Source organism: Terriglobus sp. 2YAB30_2, from assembly GCF_052114765.1.
Taxonomy (GTDB): Bacteria; Acidobacteriota; Terriglobia; order Terriglobales; family Acidobacteriaceae; genus Terriglobus.
Window position 1 is genome coordinate 235,412 of the sequence record NZ_JBFRFJ010000007.1, and the last position, 16,834, is coordinate 252,245.

The window sequence follows — 16,834 nt, forward strand, 5'->3', positions numbered from 1 at the left end:
CGGTAGCGGAGCATGTGCGGTGCCATTCCGCCGATTCAGGTCTTAGGTGTCCTTAATAAGAGATCTCTCAACTTCCCGGTCCAGACATGGCCCTTCATGTGTATCGGTATGGGCATGGGCACGACAAACTCCCCCACAACACTTAACCTGGCAACCCGGAAGACGATCACGAAAGCGCAGATGCAGGCCCTTCAGGAGCTGAACCAGGCGTTTTCACGAACGTTCAGCCTGAGTCTCTCCGCCTGGCTGGGGGCCAACGTCCAGATCAGCATGATGGGTGCCGAGCGCCAGGTCTTTACGACGCTGCTCGAAAATATTGATGTCGACCATACCTACTTTTCCTTCTGCCATTTCTCCCCCGTGGAAGGCGCAGCCATCATTTCAATGGAGTTGAAGTTGATTGCTCCCGTGATTCATCTCGGACTGGGAGGAGTGGACATGGACGAGATTGAGGAGCCCCGCGAGCTGACCGATATTGATGTCGCCATCATGGACATTCTGATGACCCGTCTCTGTGGAGAGTTGAATCAGCTCTGGGCCCAGTGCGGTTTGCGCAGCGAGTATGGTCAGCGCATTCTTCCCGCTACCCTTGGCAGACTTTTTCCCCGTACTGAAGATATGCTCTGCGTCACCTACCGGATGCACATCGGCAACATGAGCGGTGTGATGCAGATCGCTCTGGCGACTGCGGTCAGCGAGACAGTGCTGCGCGAACTGGTGCGGCAGGACAGTAAGAGGGTACAAAATCCGGCGACACGACAGATTCTGCGTTCGCGCCTTTCCAACATGAATATTGAGGGCGCGCTCGAAACCCTCCCCTTCAAGGTCACCGCCCAGGAGATCGTCGGCCTGGAGCCGGGCGCCATCGTGCGCACCGGCATCAATGAAGGCACAGACTTCCTCTTTGTCATCTCTGGCGAACGAGTTTGGACGGCCAGTGCAATCGCCGTAGGCGAGCGCCGAGGCGCTCACCTTATCGACCGGCGGACTGAATAACCGTCTTCGCGGTCGCTACGTTTTCAAACCGGTCATACACCCTCACCGCAAGGGTGTGTTCAGCCGCGGATCCGGTTACCGGCAAGGTAAAGTCGTAGTGCTCCGTGGGTGAGTCCGACAGTTTGCCCGCAGGTTCCAGATATTGCCACGGTCCCGCATCGAGGGAATACTCGGCGTGATCAATGGCTGAAGTGGCGTCGGTTGCTTCCAGTAAAGCGTGAATCTGGTTATTCGCCATCGTTGCCGTCAACTGGCCGGGAACCGGAGGCGTGGTGTCGACTTCGAAGCGCTCGCTGACCCGTTCTCCCATGAGCGTCTCACCGGGATTGTGGCTAGGCGCGTCGGACGCGACCACCCGCAGCGTATAGCCTCCATCCGGAAGCTGCGCCGCGTCCCATGAGTAATACTTCTCGTTGACCCGGTCTTTCAGCAATCTCCAGGTAGTCTCGTTGTCCCCCCGGTAATAGATCGAATACATCAGGTCGTCGCCGTTATCGTCATGGGACACCCACCGGGCGGTGATCGAGTTCTTGTCCTTCTGTGCGATCAAAGGAGGGTTCGGGTCCTGAGGAATGACGAAGCCGGGATTCGCACTCGCGCGCGGGAAGGTGATCTGCACCGTCTGCCCTTGTCCCGCAGGCTGCGGGTTCATCCGGGCTCCGGTCTGCACGACCAGGTCATCGACCATTGGAGCCAGGTTTTTGGGAAGGTAGTTCAATGTCACTGAGTCGATTCTGGAATCAGGACTAAGTACCGCCTTCCATTGGGCATAGCGAGCGTTCGTTGAAGTGGAGGGTTTGGTATTTGGAGTGATCTTTGTCCAGTCGGTCCAGTTGATTTCAGGGTTCTCGACATTCCCGGAGCGGAGGTAGAGCTCCGCTGCCTGGGAGCCTCGCAGCTCGATCCGGCCCCACTGCGCAAAGATGCCGGCGTCAAAAACATCGGATAGGTACGTATTACTCGCTGCCGGCTTGTCTTCCAGGCGGAACAGCCGACCCGAGTTACTGGTCGCGATGTAGACCCCTGTCGCGGTCGGAGCGAACGACATGGCCTGAGAGGCGTCGAGGTGGGCGATATCCGTGAAGACGCCTGGAACTGCAGGATTCGTGGCATAGATGCGTCCACGATTGCCGGTGGCAATGAGTAGCTGGCCGCTGCGCACCGTGAGGGCATAGATCACATCTTCGCGTAGCGTGAGCAGCCGGCGCGGCGTTCCATCCGGAGCGATCTGGTAAATCTCTGATCCCTCGGGGATCAGAGTGTTGGAGGAGGCGGCGTTGGCTGAGCCGGGAAGAATGGTGACCGAGACGGCCTGATTCCCCTGTACGGGAAGGGGAGGAAGATTGGGGCTGCGTTTGTCGCCGACACCGGCGGCATAGAGCATGCCATCAGCCCCCAGAGCCAGGGCTGTAATCTCGTGCCGCGGTGCGTCATAAATTGCAAATGGCTTCTCACCCGGCTTGATGCGGTAGATCACACCCGCGCCATCGGAGCCCGCATAGAGTGTTCCGTCAGGACCCAGCAGCAGGCAACGAATATGCTGGTCGCCGGACCTGAGCAGGAGCTCGGGTTTCCCGCCGGGAGTCAGCTTATAGATGGTTGCCGGCGCCCCAGTAGCGACATAAATGTCGCCCTTTGGGGACAACGCGATATCCCACAGATACTTAGGTTTCTCGGGAAGAGCGGCCGTATCGAGGACCACCGACGACTGGCCGGGGCCATCAATCCGATAGATTTTGCCATCCGGAGAGGTCGCGGCATAGAGCTTTCCATTTGCGGCGACGCGCACCGCCTGGATAGCCATTTCTTTTGTTTCGAAGATTTTTTCGGAGTTTCCTTGACCGTCTACTTTCAGGACGGCCGCAGTTCCGCCAGAGAGAGCCCCGCTTCCGAGATAGGTATTACCGGCGGTATCTACCGCTGTGGTCCAGAGGTAGTTGCCATCGCTGGTAAAGACGAGGCGAGTAGACGGCGCAGGCAACAGGCTGCCGTCAGAGCGTATGGCGACTCCGCTCGGTTTGCCGCGTTCGAATTCGTCATAGCGGGACTGTGTCCACTGACGTGTTCCTTGAGCGCTAAGTGTGGTTACAGCAGCAATTTGCAGGAGAGATAGAATCTTTAGCTTCATTTAGCGGATGTTCAGGGTCAGAACCTGGGAACCGGTCAGGGCGTTATCGGTGGGGGCTGAGCCGGCTTCGCGCAGGCTTTCTCCGTTGAGGTTCATACGCCGCGAGTCCTGAAGCGGCTGGTAGATGTTGGCGATGGAGAGTGGGACCTGGGGTAGCGCCTGCGCGTTGACGACTGCTTGAGCTGCGTGGTCCAGCACAGTCACGTAAACCCGGTCGTTCGGATGCCGCTCATTGAGCTGCGTGATGGTGTCGCGTAGCGAGAGCGATGAGGGGAGTTGCTGGGCGAGCAGACGATCGAGCGTCGCTCCATCTGAGATCAGAATGCGTACCGGGCCGGGGTCGAGCGTCGATGGCAGCTTTACCGGGATACGAATGATTCTTGCGGCGCTCTGGTAGGGGGTGACTGTCGTCTCGACAGTAATCTCATCGCCAGGGGAGGCTTCGACGACGCTGAGGCGGGCTGCTTCCAACTGGGCCGTGCGGCGACCGGGAAGCGTCTCGACCTTCAGGTTCAGACCGGTGATCGTTGGCTGTTCGGCCGGAGAGTTGTAGATGGGTTGGAAGCGGTCATTGACGGCGAGAGCGGCAACAATCGCAGCGGGAGCGAGCTCAGTCTGCGCGGCAACAGTGGAGAAGCTTACCGGAGGATAACCTGCGAGGCTCATCGTTCCACTCACCCGGTAGGAGAGCTCCGACGCGTAGGTATTGGTTCCATGGATGGCCTGATAAACCGAGGCCAGAAGAGCCTGCGGAGTGAGCTCCCGGTTATTGAGGACCCGGAAGTGCATTGCCTTGCCACCATTGAGTGCAACCGTGACGGGAATCATCTCCGCGGTCTGGCCGAACTGACCGAGGATGGCCGATGCACGATCCTGGGTGAAGGCGCCAACGGTCTCCGTCGTATTCACGATCTTGAAGGAATTCAAAGGCGACGAGAGAGTGGCCAGCACCTGGGCCTTGGTCATCGGCATGGAGATGTTGCCGTACTGGGTGATCGGGTGACCACAGGCGAGCAGTTGCTTCGGGTCGACATACGTGACCGTGCATGTGCCGGCGATCGAGAGATCTCCGTCGACCAGAATCGCGGAGACGGCCGAACCGGGCACGATCGGCTCCGGCTGTTTCTCTCCCGGCGACGCCGAACCGATGCCGGCCACAGGGTTCAGACCCAGCGAGGTAAAGCGATCCCGGAACAGGGCCACCGTGTCCTGTGAGAAGCCAGTGAAGACGAGTGAGGTCTCCATCGGGACAATCTCACCTGAGGTGGATGTTGGCCGAGGCGTAAGATCAGAGGCTCCTGAGGTGGTGGCCGGGGTCGCAGGAATCACGGGGAGAGCAGAGTTGCGCACCTGCAGCATCTGCTCAATGGGCGTGATGCCGGCGATGGGTTCCTTACTGAACTGACCGATGCGGTAGCTGAGCGCACCCAGGAGTTTGCCATCGATATATACCGGCGACCCGGACATACCGGCAACTACGCCGGTGTACTCCGGTTTTGCACCATGCAGCCGCGCGAGGATCATGTCCTGTCCTGGGCCGATGGCGTTGCGGAGCAGGCCGAGGATCTCAACATCCATTGGCTCAGGCGTGATCCCCTCGAAGACCGTCCATGCAGTGGCATGCTGCCCCCGATGGACCTCTTTGAGCGGATAGAAACTCGCGGACGTAGGAGGGACCCTGGCCGCTGATTGGCCAATTGCGGTCAGCGGGAGGGTGACCAGGACGAAAGCTAGAGCGGCACGAAACATCGGCTTAACTTAAAGAGCAGTGTACGAGATTCGACGGATGGTTTTTCAGCCAGTTAGCGAAGAAGTGTCATAGGTAACTTGACGACGAAGTGTAATAGGTAATGCTCCCGTGCGTCTGTACAGGCAGAAAACCGGGATGGACCTGGCGAAAAGGAGAGCCCAATGCGTTTGAAATGTGACAATTGCCCCTGCGGCAGCACCTGCACCTGCCCGATTTGCAACTGTGTCAGCCGCCGTTAGACCTGGAACCGTCCGCGGAGGGGCGTGATTCGTTCCTCCGCGGTCCCGGCGCTGGCGGCAGGAGTTTGATGACACACCCTCGCAACAGGAAAAAGGCTCTAATCCAATATTTGTGATGACTGATACAAATCTGAATACGCTTTTGTCGCATAGACAGCAATTCCTGGGGTTTGTGCGCCGTCGCGTCCAGGACCAGGCGCTTGCCGAGGACCTGCTGCAGGGCGCCTACCTCCGTGCCCTGAAGTCCGAGGGAACACCGCAGGATGAGGAGTCCGTGGTGGCATGGTTTTATCGGATTCTACGCAATGCTGTCATTGACCAGTACCGTCGTAAGACGACGGAGAGCAAGGCGCTTTCGGCATGGGGGAAAGAGATGGAAGCCGAGGTGGTTCCAGCTCCCGAGCTTCGAAATGAAATCTGTGCGTGCCTTAGCAAAGTGTTGGATCAGCTTCCAGCAAATTACGCGGATCTACTGAAATCGGTCGATCTTGGGGAGCAGCCCTTGCAGCAGTTTGCGGCAGAACAGGGAATCTCGGCTGGCAATGCCGCGGTTAGGGCTCATCGGGCAAGGGCGTCGCTGCGGAAGCAGTTGACCAGGACCTGTGGCGCCTGCTCCGAGCATGGCTGCATCGACTGCACCTGTCGCTCGCGGAACATTTCTGTTTAAAGCTCGTCTACATGGATGGAATACTCCGTCTGCCCGCGGTACACCTTTGAGTGGCGAGTGGAGTAAAGTCGATATCGATGAACATGCGAGATCTCATCCGTTTGGCAGTTGCTGCAGTTTTGGGAATTGTTTTGTCTGCAGGTACAGTCGTGGCGCAACAGCAGCCGACAACGCCGGCGCCCACAGGAGATGACAGCGGCCCGGTACAGCAGAACGACGGCATTGTGCTGAAAAAGAAGCAGCCGAAAGATGACTCGGCGCCTCCTCCCCCTGCTCCCGCAGAGGAGAAGATCAAGAATCCAAAAGGGTTGGATCTTCCGGTCATCCGCGTCAATGTGCCAGTGGTGACCGTGGATGTAAGCGTACTGCTCGACAAGAACCGGCAGTTTGTTCCTGGGCTTAAGGCAGGGAACTTCCGCATAACCGAAGACGGCGTTCCGCAGCCGGTCAACGATCTACGGACGATGAAGGCTCCCATCACGGCGGTGATGCTGCTGGAGTTTGCCTCGAACAACTGGTACTTCATCCAGGACATGCAAAATACGGCTGCGGCCTTCTTCCGTTCCTTGAAAGAAGATGACTACATTGCCGTCATCACCTACGACCTCCGTACCCGCATCCTGACTGACTTCACCAAAGACAAGATGATGACGCTACAGGCGCTGCAAACCCTGACGATTCCAGGGTTCAGCGACACCAACCTCTTTGACGCGCTGTACGAGACGCTGGACCGCGTAAGCCGTATCGAGGGCCGCAAGTACATCATCCTGGTGGGCAGCGGACGCGATACCTTCTCCAAGATTAACCTCGACACCATTCTGAAGAAGATCAAGGCAACGTCGAATGTCACCATCTTTGCCATCGGCACTGGCCAGTTAGTGCGTACCATGGCAGAGCCCGGTATGGGTGGTATTCAGAGGCTGGACTATCTGCAGGCCGACAACCAGATGAAGACCTTTGCCTCGATGACGGGCGGCCTGTCGTTCTTCCCGCAGTTCCAGGGAGCATTGCCGGACATCTTCGCGTCGATCAACGATTCCATCCGCAACCAGTACGTGCTGAGCTATAAGCCCTCCAATCCCAACCAGGACGGCAGCTATCGCAAGATCAAGGTGACGCTGGTCGATAACGAGGGCCAGCCGCTGAAGATGGTCGACGAAAAGGGCAAGCAGCTCAAGTACTCCATCATTGCACGTGATGGTTATACGGCACGGAGAGAAGTTGAATAGTTGAATAGTTGAATAGTAAAAACCGAGTTGCCACAGTCGATTGTGCAGCACGCGAATAACTATTCAAGCATTCAACTATTCAACAATCCAACCGCCTTTTAGCGCTTCCTCGGCATCGTGAGATCCAGATCCGTCGCGGTCATCTGCTTGGTGAGCAGAATGATCTGACCGGTGTGTTGCTGCAGATGACCTACGACCAGGTAGATGGCTTCTAACTTGGAGACGGCTCCCCAACTGCCTCCTGGTTGCGGGTCGGTCATCGTCATCAGGTCGTCGTGAGGCAGGCCGGCGATGACACTGCGTGCTTCTTCCAGAGTCGTGTCGAAGATGCGCAGCACGGTTTCGCGCGGCAGACGAATGGCGAGCGAAAACTCTTCGTCACGCTGACGGATATCGGGGTCTCCGGCGACGCCATGCATGATCCACTGGCGGATGTTCCCGGCCAGATGCAGCAGGAGATTAGCAACTGAGTTCTCATAGTCGCCGCCTCGTTGCCAAAGCTGATCGTCGGTGAGCCGGGCAATGCAATCGTGAATGTTCTTCACCGCAAGGCCTATGCGGCGTTCTGAAAAGGAGAGGAAGGTTCCAGCGAGGTCCTGTGCCATACCTTCCATTTTGCTTCATGCAAGACGGCGGAGCAGATTGCGTGTCAGTTCCAGGGTGCCTCCATAAACAACGTGAGCAGCCCAGTGTTGCAGGTGCGCTCCTGCTGGAGTCATGTTCGGAGGAGGAGACAGCCTGAAGGCAGGTACGGCAACCTCATCTGCACCGAGAAAGAGCAGGGTGCCAAAGGCCGTTCCACCGCCCGTGGTGACCTCCGGAGCAAGCTCTGCTGCGACACCGTATACCGCTCCCATAAGCGTGCCGAAGGCGTAGTGCACCGCCTGTCCAGCATGCCTTTTCTGATCGTTCGGAAGCCGGGTTCCTATGGCCCGGGAGATATGGCGGGCTACTTTTTCCGTGGAGTCTTCCTGCTGCTGTTCCTGTTGTTCCTGCGCTACCCGCTCATGCGCGATTGCCCACTCTGACTCGCCTTCGGCAAGTTTCTTTTGCTTCTCGATGGCTCTCTGTCCGGCTGCCGCAAATTTCTGAAACTGATCCATGACAAGGGTTGCGGCAACACCGGCAGTGGCGCCAATCAGAAGCCCTCGGCCAAGATTAGGTCGATTCGACATATTCCATCTCCTGCGGGAGATGAGAGGACAGAATCGTGTCCCGGGTTGCTAAGGGCACGCTCTAGAGGATTTTCCCTGTTGCCGGATATCCCGGAAGGCGTGTGCAGCGGCGTTTTCATTGCGAAAAACGCCCATAGATGCGGAAGCCCCTCCTCTACACCTACAGGGAAAATGCTCTAGTCAGCGCCATAGATGGTCTCAAGCAGCTCTACCGTGAGTTTGCGGAGTGGTTTCATCAGCGGAAGTGTAGAGACCTGAATGAGTCTGGTGACAATAGGCAACGACTTTTCCAGGAGCTTGAACGTGCGCCGCTGCGAAGGGCTTTGATCGTAGACCCAGTAAAGGATGATGCCCATCTGGTAGACCCAGAGCACAGCCGGGAGGTGGTGCGCCAGGTCGGCTGGGTATTTCACTTTATCGGCATCGAGTGCCTGCTGGAAGCTTTGAATATCGCGCTCCCGGATAGCGCGAGAGTCGTCGCTGAAAGGTGAGAGCGAATGGCCGGGGTTGGTATGGGCTGCCAGGGCTGAGAGCAGCGAACGGTTCGGCCGGAAGTGCTCGAGCTTGGTTGTGATGAGGGCATGCAGGCGGGCTTGAAGATTTTTATGTTTGCGAGCAAGTACCTCGGTCAGCAGAGGCTCGAGCTCCGCCTGTGATTGAGCATAGAAGGCAAGAACAAGCGCGTCCTTTGAAGCGAAGTAGTAATACGTTGCTCCCAGGGCGACGCCAGCTCCAGCGGCGATCTCGCGCATGGTGGTTTTCTCAAAGCCCTGTTCGCGAAAGAGGGCGAGCGCCGTGGAGAGGATCAGCGCCCGCGTCTCTTCGGATTTTTGCGTCTTGGTGATCATTGTGTGTCAGTCTGCGGTTCTGCCTGCTGCGGCGCAAAGCGTTGAGTGTAGTATGCCTGCTCCGCGGGTGTCCTGGGGTGACGCGCGGCTTTCCGCGCGCGGTTGAAGAGAAAGATGTTGAAGAAGTGCATCAGGCCCAGAATCAGCAGAACGGTTCCGATCTTGGTGCTGATCAACTCAATGGCCTGCTGCACATTTGTGACCGGATTGCCTTCGCGAAGAGCCAGCGTCACATAGCCGATGTTGATGAGATAGAAGCCGACGACGAGGAGATGATTTACGGAATCGGCCAACCCGGTATTACCGTGAAAGGCGTCGAGTAGAAAGACGCGGCCATTCTTATGAAGGGTCCGTGCGACCCAGACGACAGTGACAAGGCTGAGCAGCAGATAGGCGATATAGCAACCGACGAGATACATGGGTTTGGTTCTCCTTTCGGCGCGCCTTACTGAACGCGTTCAGTTTAATAGATGCGGCCAGGGAATGCTAGGGTCGCAAAATTTTGAACAGGTTCAGGATTGCAGGGTGGGACGGTAGAGCGTTTCCCTGTAGGTGCAGTGTCGGCTTCGGCATCTATGGGCGTTTTCCGCAATGAAAACGCCGCGGCACGCCTCTTCCGGGATACCCAGCAACAGGGAAAATGCTCTAGCTGGGGACGTGAACCCACTGCATTCCGGCAGCCTCGGCGGCCCGGATGCCGGCGTCGGCATCCTCGAACACGAGACAATCTACTGGCGCGACGTTCAGCCTCGCAGCGGCGGTCAGGAATGGTTCGGGATTGGGTTTGCCCTGCTTGTAGTCCTCAGCGCCGACGATGACAGGGAAGTAACTCAGCAGGTTAAGCGTGGTGAGTGTACGGCGAATGGAATCGCGCGGAGATCCGGAGACGATGGCGAACGGGATTTTGCCGAACTGCGCATGGACATGCTCGAGCACCGAGGCTACGGGTGTGACCTGGTCCAGCATGCTGAGATACAGGTCTTCCTTGCGATGGGCAACCGCGGCCGGATCGAGCTTATAGCCGAAATGCCGATTCAGATTCTCCACCACCCCGATAAGGGGAACGCCGCCCCAGGCATAGAAGAGATCTTCCGGAAAGGTACCGCCGGCCTCTTCCACGGCCTGCGTCCAGGAGACGAAATGCAGCGGCATGGTATCGGCGATGGTGCCGTCCATGTCAAAAAGGTAGGCTTTGAAGTTTCCGGCTGGGAGGTCGAGAGAATTCGTGTCCATACTCTATTTTGCCGTCCCGAGCAAATCTTCCAGCAACTGCGCGACGCCATCCTCCGCATGAGATGGCAGAACGCGCCATCCGTGCCGGCGCGCGAGAGCAAGTAAATCCGGTGGAGCGTTGGACATTAGAGCTGCGCTCCCCGCGGTCTGCAGCATCGAAAGATCGTTCCAGTTATCTCCGACCGCGAGCGTCTGCCCCATGGGAAGATTCAGGCTGCGGGCGAGCCGCTCCAGGGCAATGCCTTTGGAGCATCCTGCGGGAAGAATGTCGACGATGCAGAGATCGCGCTCCGGATACTCCGTGCGATGGATGGCGACGCGAGCTGTGTGCAGCCGTTCGTGAACGTCGTGATTGGCGGAGTAAACATGCTCATGTGCGAGCAGGTGAGCTTCGGCCTGCTGCATGTGTTCGATGGTGCCGCAGAGCATCGCCTGGATTGGCGAATCTCCGGTAAGGGCATCTTCGATCGGGTTGACGTGGGAGATATAAGGCTCGTTGGCGACCATCCAGCGACTGATGGACTGGTGCAGATGATCGAGGTGTTCAACCACGAGGGCGCCGCGGGCATCTTCGCCATCGGGGCCGACAAGGTCGAAGGTGAGAACCAGCGTGTTGCGGAAATCGGCGAGATGCTGTGCGAGCCAGAGTGACGTATCGCGGGCAAGCGTGGAGCGATGCAGCAACTCGTGGTTGAAATTGCGCAGCACGGCTCCGTTGGAAGAGATAAGGGTATTGTGCGGCGCCAGGCCGATCTCACGCAGCACACGCAGCGCGTAGCAGTGCCGCCGGCCGGTAGCAATAGCGATGTGAATGCCGGCTTCCTGGGCACGAAGCAACGCATCGATGGCGCGCTGCGTGACTTTGCCTTCCGGCGGAAGCAGGGTGCCGTCAATATCGATCGCGATGAGGAGTGGTGATTGCTGCAAGCGAACTCTCTAGGTAGGGATGCAGTCCGGCTCTTTGACGCGAGCCCTGGACTTGGTGGTAAGGGTGATGGCGGCCATGAGGATCAGCATGCCGCCTGTAATGCCGGTAGGCCCTAATCTCTCTCTCAAAAGAGTAACTCCGAGGATAGAGCCCATGAGCGGCTCCATGTTGAGAAAGACGCCGGCTTGCGATGCGGGAATATGGGCGATGCCGTAGTTCCACAGGAAGGTGGAGGCAGCCGTGCATAAGAGACCGCTGGCGGCGAGAGCGAGCCAGGCTTTCAGAGAGATGCCATGCACCGGAGGCAACCCATACATGGCAGGAACAATCACGCAGAGCATCAGCATGCCGCTCATCAGGCCGTAGGCGGTGACCACTAGTGCGGAATGGCTTCCCATGAGCCGTTTGTTACACAGAACCCAGAAAAGAGCGATCAACAGCGAAAGAACCACCAGCAGGTCGCCGGCAAGCGTCGGATCGCCTGCGGCATGACTGTGGCGTCCTCCCGTGGCGATCAGTGCCGCACCGGTGGTAGAGACGGCCAGAGAGGTCCATCCGATCCAGTCAAGACGCTCGTGTGCAAAGAGAGTAGCCCCAACGGCCAGGATGACCGGCATCATGCCCACCATCAGGGCGGCATGGGAGACGGTCGTGAGCGAGAGTCCCTTGAACTGCAGGAGGAATTGCAGCGGAATCCCGAGAAAAGTACCGAGCAGCAGCGTTCCCCATTCGGAGCGCGAGAGCCCTGGCCGCCGTGTCAGCAGGACGGGAACCATGGCCAGGGTGGCGAAGAGGAAGCGATAAAAGACCATGTGCCCGACGGCCATCTCGGCCAGGGCGATTTTGCCAAAGTAAAAACCCATGCCCCAGAAGGTGCCTGCGCTGGCGCAGGCTAGGAATCCTGAGGCTCGGCTGTGTGAAGGGGCCATCTCTTCAATGTCGCACACGGGAGGGGAGTGGCGGGTAAGAGCGTCGTTATGAAAGAGTGGGAGTCACACGCAACGATGCAGATACGATGGGCCAATGCGATCTCGGGAATAGAGCATTTTTCCCGTAGGTGTAGTGTAGGGATTCGGCATCTATGGGCGTTTTCCGCAAGGAAGACGCCGCTGCACGCCCCTTCCGGGATACCCATCAACAGGAAAAATGTTCTAGCCGTGCTCTGTGTGCATACAGCTCTGTTTGCGCAGGTTCAGATTCCATTGCAGCCGCCAAGGCCGCAGAAGACATCACCAAACCAGCTACAGGTCCCAAAGACGCAAAAAGCAGACCTCCGCTTCGACTTGCCGGGTGTGATGCTGCCACAGGCCAGATTCCTTCTGGATCGCACCGTCTACCAGACCATCGACTTTGTCGATGAGCGGCATCTGTTGGTAACCTCTCCGGTCAAGGAGCTGCTGCCGCGCATCGTCGATGATCCGGAGACCGATGAAGACCGGGTGGTGAAGGCACAGCTCATCGAGCTCCCCTCGGGAACCGTTGTTGGTGAGACGAAGTGGCGCCTGCACGACGGATGGCGCTATCTCTGGCGGCTGGGCCGGGGACAGTTTCTGTTGCGAATCCGTGGACGGCTTTCAACCTTCTCTCCTCTCGAAGCGCTGAAGGTGGACAGACCGTTCGTGGACAACGAGCTCCTGATTGCAGAAGGGGCGTTTAAAGGGATTGGTATCAGTCCGGATGGGACCTTTCTCCAGATCGAGATGCAGGAGCAGGCTGATCCCCTGAAGGGCGATCCCGGCAAGTTGAAACAGCGTCTGAAGACGAAGGCCATCTTTGCGGAGCAGGTAGAGAAAAATGGATCGATCGTCTATCGGGTTCGCGGAGACGCAGACTTCGCCGGCGCCGCTTCGGTTCCCATGCTCTCTGCCGGGCTTTTGGATCTGGTGCGAGAGGACAGTCAGCACTGGGGATTTGAGTGGAAGCCGTATGGTAGCGGGCAGGTGGTGGACCTGGCGGGGCTGGAGACCAGTTGCCCTCCTGTGGCGGCGTTTGTCAGCGGCTTCGAGTTTATTGGGTTAGGGTGCCGCGGCGATGTGGCGCACTCCGAAATCGGGGCCTTTGATCTGGAAGGAAAGGCTTTGTGGTTAATGGTGCTGGCTGGGGAATCCAATTCGCCGGCCATGAAAACCGCAGCTCAGGCGGGCCGCTTTGCCTATAGCCGCCTTTTGACCATTATGGGAAGCGGTCCCAGCTCCAACACGCCCGAAACGGTGCAGGGGCAGGAGATTCAGGTCTACCAGACCAGCAGCGGACGTCCTCTGGCGAAGATTCTTGCCGTTCCTCCGCAGCAAGCGGGCCTCAACTTTGACCTGTCGCCCGATGGCTCGCGCCTGGCCGTCGCAGAGGGACGGACAATTGAGATCTTCAACCTGCCGCAGCCGACGGCACAGGAGAAGAAGGAGCTTCAGCACTCCCTGACTGTGGCGCCCCGCCCGGGAGAGGCGAGAATCCACCTTACCGGTGGTGATGGAGATAGATAGGGAAACGCAAAAGCCCGCTCCGGAGAGCGGGCTTGCAGAGAGATCGAAACGGCTTAGGCCTTCTTGACAACCTTCTTCGCCGGCTTGGCCTTGGTGGCGGTAGCAGCCCCGGGAGTGGTGGTGGCCGCGGTCTTCAGGCGGGCAGCCAGACGGCTCTTGTAACGGGAAGCGGTGTTCTTGTGCAGCACGCCCTTCTGGACAGACTTGTCGAGCACCGAAACGGTGGCCTTGAATTGCTCAGCGGCCACTGTCGCATCGCCGGTGGCGAGGGACTCGCGAAGCTCGCGGAGTGAACCACGCAGCTTGGATTTGTTAGCGCGGTTGACCGCAGTCTTGCGCTCCGTCTGACGTGCGCGCTTGAGAGAGGAGACGTGATTCGCCATCGATAAACCTTTTCTTTCAACCCGGTTGTCGGGGATTTGGGGAGAGGCTGCGGCTACTCACGCGCCACATTCCCTACGAGGTTTAAGAATACGGGAATTTGATATAAGGTGCAAGGATTAGGGTGTGTTATCGGGCGCCTAGAGGGAGAGGGAATCGCAAATGGTGCGTGTCGGGGTGCAGGCGGATCTTCCGGAGGAGTTGCTGAAGCTCTTTCCGAAGAATGGCATTGAGCTGGTAAGGCTTCCGAAGGACCTGCGGGAGACGGTTGAGGTCGAATTCTGGGTACTCCCCTTCAATCGCTTCGAAGCCGAGGGCCAGATGCCGTTTGTGCAGGGTGTGAAGGTGATGCAATCTGCCATGGCCGGCGTCGATTGGGTCCTTCCCTGGAGGCGCGATGGCATGATCCTGTGCGACGGACGCGGCATCCATGATGTCTCGACCAGCGAGTGGGTGATGACGGCCATTCTGGCCTCACTGAAGTGGCTCCCGGTGTACGCCAAGGCTCAGGAGGAGAAGAAGTGGGTCGGCGATTGGAAGTTGCGCAACCCCTTCGTTACTGAGAGAACCCACACGCGTGGACGCTATCGCGTGCTCAGCGAAGAACTTTGGGGCCGGACGGTATTGATCGTCGGCTATGGATCGATCGGAGCGGCAACCGAAGAAAAGTTGAAGGTCTTTGGTGTGAAGAAGGTGATCCGTGTCGCTCGTTCCGCACGCACGGAGCCGGTCGAAGTCCACGCGATCAGTGAGCTGGATGCTCTGCTGCCGCAGGCGGATGTCGTGGTGCTGTTGTTGCCGCTCACGGCGGAGACTCAGGGGATGTTCGGACGGAAACGCCTGGAACGGTTACAGGAAGGGGCACTGCTGGTAAACGCCGCCCGCGGACCGATTGTGGTGACTGAAGACCTGACGGCGGTGCTGGCGGAAGGGAAGATCCGCGCCGCGCTGGACGTAACCGATCCGGAGCCTCTGCCCGACGGGCACCCTCTATGGAGCGCTCCCAACTGCCTGATTACCCCACATATCGCCGGCTTGACACCGAACTTCATGGAACGCGCATTCGGCTTTATCGGGAAGCAGATGGAACGGTATTTGAAGGGCGAGCCGCTGGAAAACGTTGTGGGGGACGCCGGATACTAGACAAGCGTATGGACCCGTTGCCCCATTCTTTCGCCATTAGCGAAAGAATGGGGCAACAAGCGAAGCGAGCCGCTTTTTGCTATTTCTCGACGCAAACTTTACGCGATATAGTCTTCCGGCTGCGTCTGATCGGTTCCCTTGCACAGCCCCAACGCATTGAACAGGGGTGTAAGAGCCAGGGCGAGGGCAAGATTCACCAGCAGCGCCGGAATCGCAGCATAGATCGTATACGTCTGTCCAAAGAGATGTAGCGGATACGCCGAGCTCTTCAGCTGCAGCGACCATGCCATCCATGTGCCCGTGATCATGCCTGCTCCCCACCCGGAGAAGAGGGCCCATGGATGCAGCTTGCGGGTGAAGCAGCCGAGCACCACTGCAGGGAAGATCTGTCCGATCCAGATACCGCCAAGCAACTGCATCTCGATCGCGTAAGAAGAGGAGGCCAGAAGCACGAAGATCAGCGCTCCGAACTTGATGACCAGAGAGACGATCTTGGCCGTATTGGACTCCTGGGCAGGAGTCAGATGACGGCCAATGACCTCCGCCAGCAGATTACGGGTAAAGAGATTGGCGGCAGCGATCGACATGATGGCTGCAGGTACAAGGGCGCCGATGCCGATGGCAGCGAGGCAGAAACCTGAGAACCAGCCAGGAAACATCGAAATAAAGAGCGTCGGGACAACGGCGCTGCTATCCAGCGTGCCGGCAGCGGTCTTTGGTGCAATGCCCGCGGTCAGTGCGACATAGCCAAGCAGCGCGATCAGCCCGAGAAGGAAGCTGTATGCAGGCAGCAGAGCGGCATTGCGGCGAACGACGTTAGCGCTCTTCGCGGAAAGCACACCAGTGGCAGTGTGCGGGTAAAGCATCAGCGCAATGGCCGATCCGATGGCCAGCGAAGAGTACGCCAGGTATTGCGGCGGCTTCAGCAGCAGAGAGCCTGCGGGCTTATGGGTTGCAAGCGCTGCTGCGGCCGTAGAAAAGATGTGTCCATAACCGCCGAGCTTGAGCGGAAGAACAATGATGGCAGTAAAGACCATCACGTACAGCATGATGTCTTTCACGATGGCGATGACAGCCGGCGCACGCAGACCCGAAGAGTAGGTATAGGCGGCAAGGATGATGAATGCCGCGACCAGCGGCCATTCGCCATGTACGCCCATGGCGGCGATCACCGCCTGCATACCGACCAGCTGCAGCGCGATATATGGCATCAGCGCCAGGATGCCGGTGACGCCGATGGCGATGGTCAGCGCACGGTTCCCAAAGCGTCCGCGGACGAAGTCGGCGAAGGTGATATAGCCGTGGCGATGGCTCACAGCCCACAGCCTGGGCAGGACCATCATCATGTAGGGATAAGCGATGATCGCGTATGGCACGGCGAAGAAGGCCATGGCGCCGCCACCGTAAAGCGCCGAAGGAACGGCGATGACGGTGTAGGCGGTGTAGAGGTCGCCACCGATGAGGAACCAGGTGATCCATGTGCCGAAGCTGCGGCCGGCCAGGCCCCATTCTTCAAGCGAATGAATGCCGCCATCCGGACGCCGCCAACGGGCAGCCCAGAATCCAGCGAGCGTGACAAGGACGAAGAAGGCGCAGAAGACGGCCAGGGCGGTCGTATGGATAGTCGCAGGCATGGG

16 protein-coding genes are annotated in these 16,834 nt (G+C 58.5%); 5 read left to right on the forward strand and 11 right to left on the reverse strand.

Annotated elements, in window-relative coordinates; all coding sequences use genetic code 11:
• The first annotated feature begins 12 nt into the window (after nucleotides 1-12).
• Nucleotides 13-996, forward strand: a complete 984-nt coding sequence (locus AB4Y89_RS12930; protein WP_442301341.1) for a hypothetical protein — start codon at nucleotides 13-15, stop codon at nucleotides 994-996.
• Here AB4Y89_RS12930 and AB4Y89_RS12935 read toward each other — a convergent pair.
• On the reverse strand, nucleotides 974-3,124 hold the full coding sequence (locus tag AB4Y89_RS12935; RefSeq protein WP_442301342.1) for a hypothetical protein: 2,151 nt from the start codon (nucleotides 3,122-3,124) through the stop codon (nucleotides 974-976). The genes AB4Y89_RS12930 and AB4Y89_RS12935 overlap by 23 nt on opposite strands.
• Nucleotides 3,125-4,873 (reverse strand): SpoIVB peptidase S55, encoded by a 1,749-nt coding sequence (locus AB4Y89_RS12940; RefSeq protein WP_442301343.1) that lies wholly within the window; start codon nucleotides 4,871-4,873, stop codon nucleotides 3,125-3,127.
• A gap of 355 nt (nucleotides 4,874-5,228) precedes the next feature.
• Between AB4Y89_RS12940 and AB4Y89_RS12945 the strand changes: the two genes are divergently transcribed.
• Together AB4Y89_RS12945 and AB4Y89_RS12950 are read left to right on the forward strand one after the other, a co-directional pair.
• Nucleotides 5,229-5,780 (forward strand): sigma-70 family RNA polymerase sigma factor, encoded by a 552-nt coding sequence (locus AB4Y89_RS12945; protein WP_442301344.1) that lies wholly within the window; start codon nucleotides 5,229-5,231, stop codon nucleotides 5,778-5,780.
• Between the two features lie 131 nt (nucleotides 5,781-5,911).
• On the forward strand, nucleotides 5,912-7,009 hold the full coding sequence (locus AB4Y89_RS12950; RefSeq protein ID WP_442301345.1) for a VWA domain-containing protein: 1,098 nt from the start codon (nucleotides 5,912-5,914) through the stop codon (nucleotides 7,007-7,009).
• 98 nt (nucleotides 7,010-7,107) lie between these two features.
• Here the strand turns inward: AB4Y89_RS12950 and AB4Y89_RS12955 are convergent, their stop codons facing one another.
• From AB4Y89_RS12955 to AB4Y89_RS12985, 7 genes are all read right to left on the reverse strand, one after another.
• Nucleotides 7,108-7,614: a DinB family protein gene (locus tag AB4Y89_RS12955; RefSeq protein WP_442301346.1), complete on the reverse strand. Its 507-nt coding sequence runs from the start codon at nucleotides 7,612-7,614 to the stop codon at nucleotides 7,108-7,110.
• A 15-nt stretch (nucleotides 7,615-7,629) separates the two neighbouring features.
• Nucleotides 7,630-8,184 carry a DUF1440 domain-containing protein gene (locus tag AB4Y89_RS12960; protein ID WP_442301347.1) on the reverse strand — a complete coding sequence of 185 codons (555 nt, stop codon included), beginning with the start codon at nucleotides 8,182-8,184 and terminating at the stop codon, nucleotides 7,630-7,632.
• Between the two features lie 176 nt (nucleotides 8,185-8,360).
• The gene (locus tag AB4Y89_RS12965; RefSeq protein WP_442301348.1) at nucleotides 8,361-9,032 is read right to left on the reverse strand and encodes a TetR family transcriptional regulator; all 672 of its coding nucleotides are present in this window, start codon (nucleotides 9,030-9,032) and stop codon (nucleotides 8,361-8,363) included.
• Complete coding sequence (locus AB4Y89_RS12970) at nucleotides 9,029-9,451, reverse strand: hypothetical protein (protein WP_442301349.1); 423 nt, start codon at nucleotides 9,449-9,451, stop codon at nucleotides 9,029-9,031. Before AB4Y89_RS12970 ends, AB4Y89_RS12965 begins: the two co-directional genes overlap by 4 nt.
• A 226-nt stretch (nucleotides 9,452-9,677) precedes the next feature.
• Nucleotides 9,678-10,265 carry an HAD family hydrolase gene (locus AB4Y89_RS12975; RefSeq protein ID WP_442301350.1) on the reverse strand — a complete coding sequence of 196 codons (588 nt, stop codon included), beginning with the start codon at nucleotides 10,263-10,265 and terminating at the stop codon, nucleotides 9,678-9,680.
• Nucleotides 10,266-10,268: 3 nt separating this feature from the next.
• Nucleotides 10,269-11,192, reverse strand: a complete 924-nt coding sequence (locus AB4Y89_RS12980) for an HAD-IIB family hydrolase (RefSeq protein WP_442301351.1) — start codon at nucleotides 11,190-11,192, stop codon at nucleotides 10,269-10,271.
• A 9-nt stretch (nucleotides 11,193-11,201) separates the two neighbouring features.
• A complete protein-coding gene (locus AB4Y89_RS12985) occupies nucleotides 11,202-12,122 on the reverse strand; it encodes a DMT family transporter (RefSeq protein WP_442301352.1) in 921 nt (306 codons plus the stop codon).
• Between the two features lie 228 nt (nucleotides 12,123-12,350).
• On the opposite strand from AB4Y89_RS12985, the gene AB4Y89_RS12990 reads away from it, so the two are divergent.
• Nucleotides 12,351-13,673 (forward strand): hypothetical protein, encoded by a 1,323-nt coding sequence (locus tag AB4Y89_RS12990; RefSeq protein WP_442301353.1) that lies wholly within the window; start codon nucleotides 12,351-12,353, stop codon nucleotides 13,671-13,673.
• A gap of 53 nt (nucleotides 13,674-13,726) precedes the next feature.
• On the opposite strand, the gene rpsT is transcribed toward AB4Y89_RS12990, so the two are convergent.
• The gene (gene rpsT / locus AB4Y89_RS12995; RefSeq protein ID WP_442301354.1) at nucleotides 13,727-14,056 is read right to left on the reverse strand and encodes a 30S ribosomal protein S20; all 330 of its coding nucleotides are present in this window, start codon (nucleotides 14,054-14,056) and stop codon (nucleotides 13,727-13,729) included.
• 160 nt (nucleotides 14,057-14,216) lie between these two features.
• On the opposite strand from rpsT, the gene AB4Y89_RS13000 reads away from it, so the two are divergent.
• A complete protein-coding gene (locus AB4Y89_RS13000; RefSeq protein WP_442301355.1) occupies nucleotides 14,217-15,197 on the forward strand; it encodes a 2-hydroxyacid dehydrogenase in 981 nt (326 codons plus the stop codon).
• Between the two features lie 98 nt (nucleotides 15,198-15,295).
• Here AB4Y89_RS13000 and mctP read toward each other — a convergent pair whose 3' ends face one another.
• On the reverse strand, nucleotides 15,296-16,831 hold the full coding sequence (gene mctP, locus AB4Y89_RS13005) for a monocarboxylate uptake permease MctP (RefSeq protein WP_442301356.1): 1,536 nt from the start codon (nucleotides 16,829-16,831) through the stop codon (nucleotides 15,296-15,298).
• Nucleotides 16,832-16,834: the final 3 nt, after the last annotated feature.

What these genes read in the sequence shown, in the direction of transcription:
- AB4Y89_RS12930 (WP_442301341.1), top strand. Translation starts at nt 13, where the DNA reads ATGTGCGGTGCCATTCCGCCGATTCAGGTCTTAGGTGTCCTTAATAAG.
- AB4Y89_RS12935 (WP_442301342.1), bottom strand. Translation starts at nt 3,124, where the DNA reads ATGAAGCTAAAGATTCTATCTCTCCTGCAAATTGCTGCTGTAACCACA.
- AB4Y89_RS12985 (WP_442301352.1), bottom strand. Translation starts at nt 12,122, where the DNA reads ATGGCCCCTTCACACAGCCGAGCCTCAGGATTCCTAGCCTGCGCCAGC.
- AB4Y89_RS12970 (WP_442301349.1), bottom strand. Translation starts at nt 9,451, where the DNA reads ATGTATCTCGTCGGTTGCTATATCGCCTATCTGCTGCTCAGCCTTGTC.
- AB4Y89_RS12955 (WP_442301346.1), bottom strand. Translation starts at nt 7,614, where the DNA reads ATGGCACAGGACCTCGCTGGAACCTTCCTCTCCTTTTCAGAACGCCGC.
- AB4Y89_RS12960 (WP_442301347.1), bottom strand. Translation starts at nt 8,184, where the DNA reads ATGTCGAATCGACCTAATCTTGGCCGAGGGCTTCTGATTGGCGCCACT.
- AB4Y89_RS12945 (WP_442301344.1), top strand. Translation starts at nt 5,229, where the DNA reads ATGACTGATACAAATCTGAATACGCTTTTGTCGCATAGACAGCAATTC.
- AB4Y89_RS12940 (WP_442301343.1), bottom strand. Translation starts at nt 4,873, where the DNA reads ATGTTTCGTGCCGCTCTAGCTTTCGTCCTGGTCACCCTCCCGCTGACC.
- AB4Y89_RS12965 (WP_442301348.1), bottom strand. Translation starts at nt 9,032, where the DNA reads ATGATCACCAAGACGCAAAAATCCGAAGAGACGCGGGCGCTGATCCTC.
- AB4Y89_RS12975 (WP_442301350.1), bottom strand. Translation starts at nt 10,265, where the DNA reads ATGGACACGAATTCTCTCGACCTCCCAGCCGGAAACTTCAAAGCCTAC.
- rpsT (WP_442301354.1), bottom strand. Translation starts at nt 14,056, where the DNA reads ATGGCGAATCACGTCTCCTCTCTCAAGCGCGCACGTCAGACGGAGCGC.
- mctP (WP_442301356.1), bottom strand. Translation starts at nt 16,831, where the DNA reads ATGCCTGCGACTATCCATACGACCGCCCTGGCCGTCTTCTGCGCCTTC.
- AB4Y89_RS13000 (WP_442301355.1), top strand. Translation starts at nt 14,217, where the DNA reads ATGGTGCGTGTCGGGGTGCAGGCGGATCTTCCGGAGGAGTTGCTGAAG.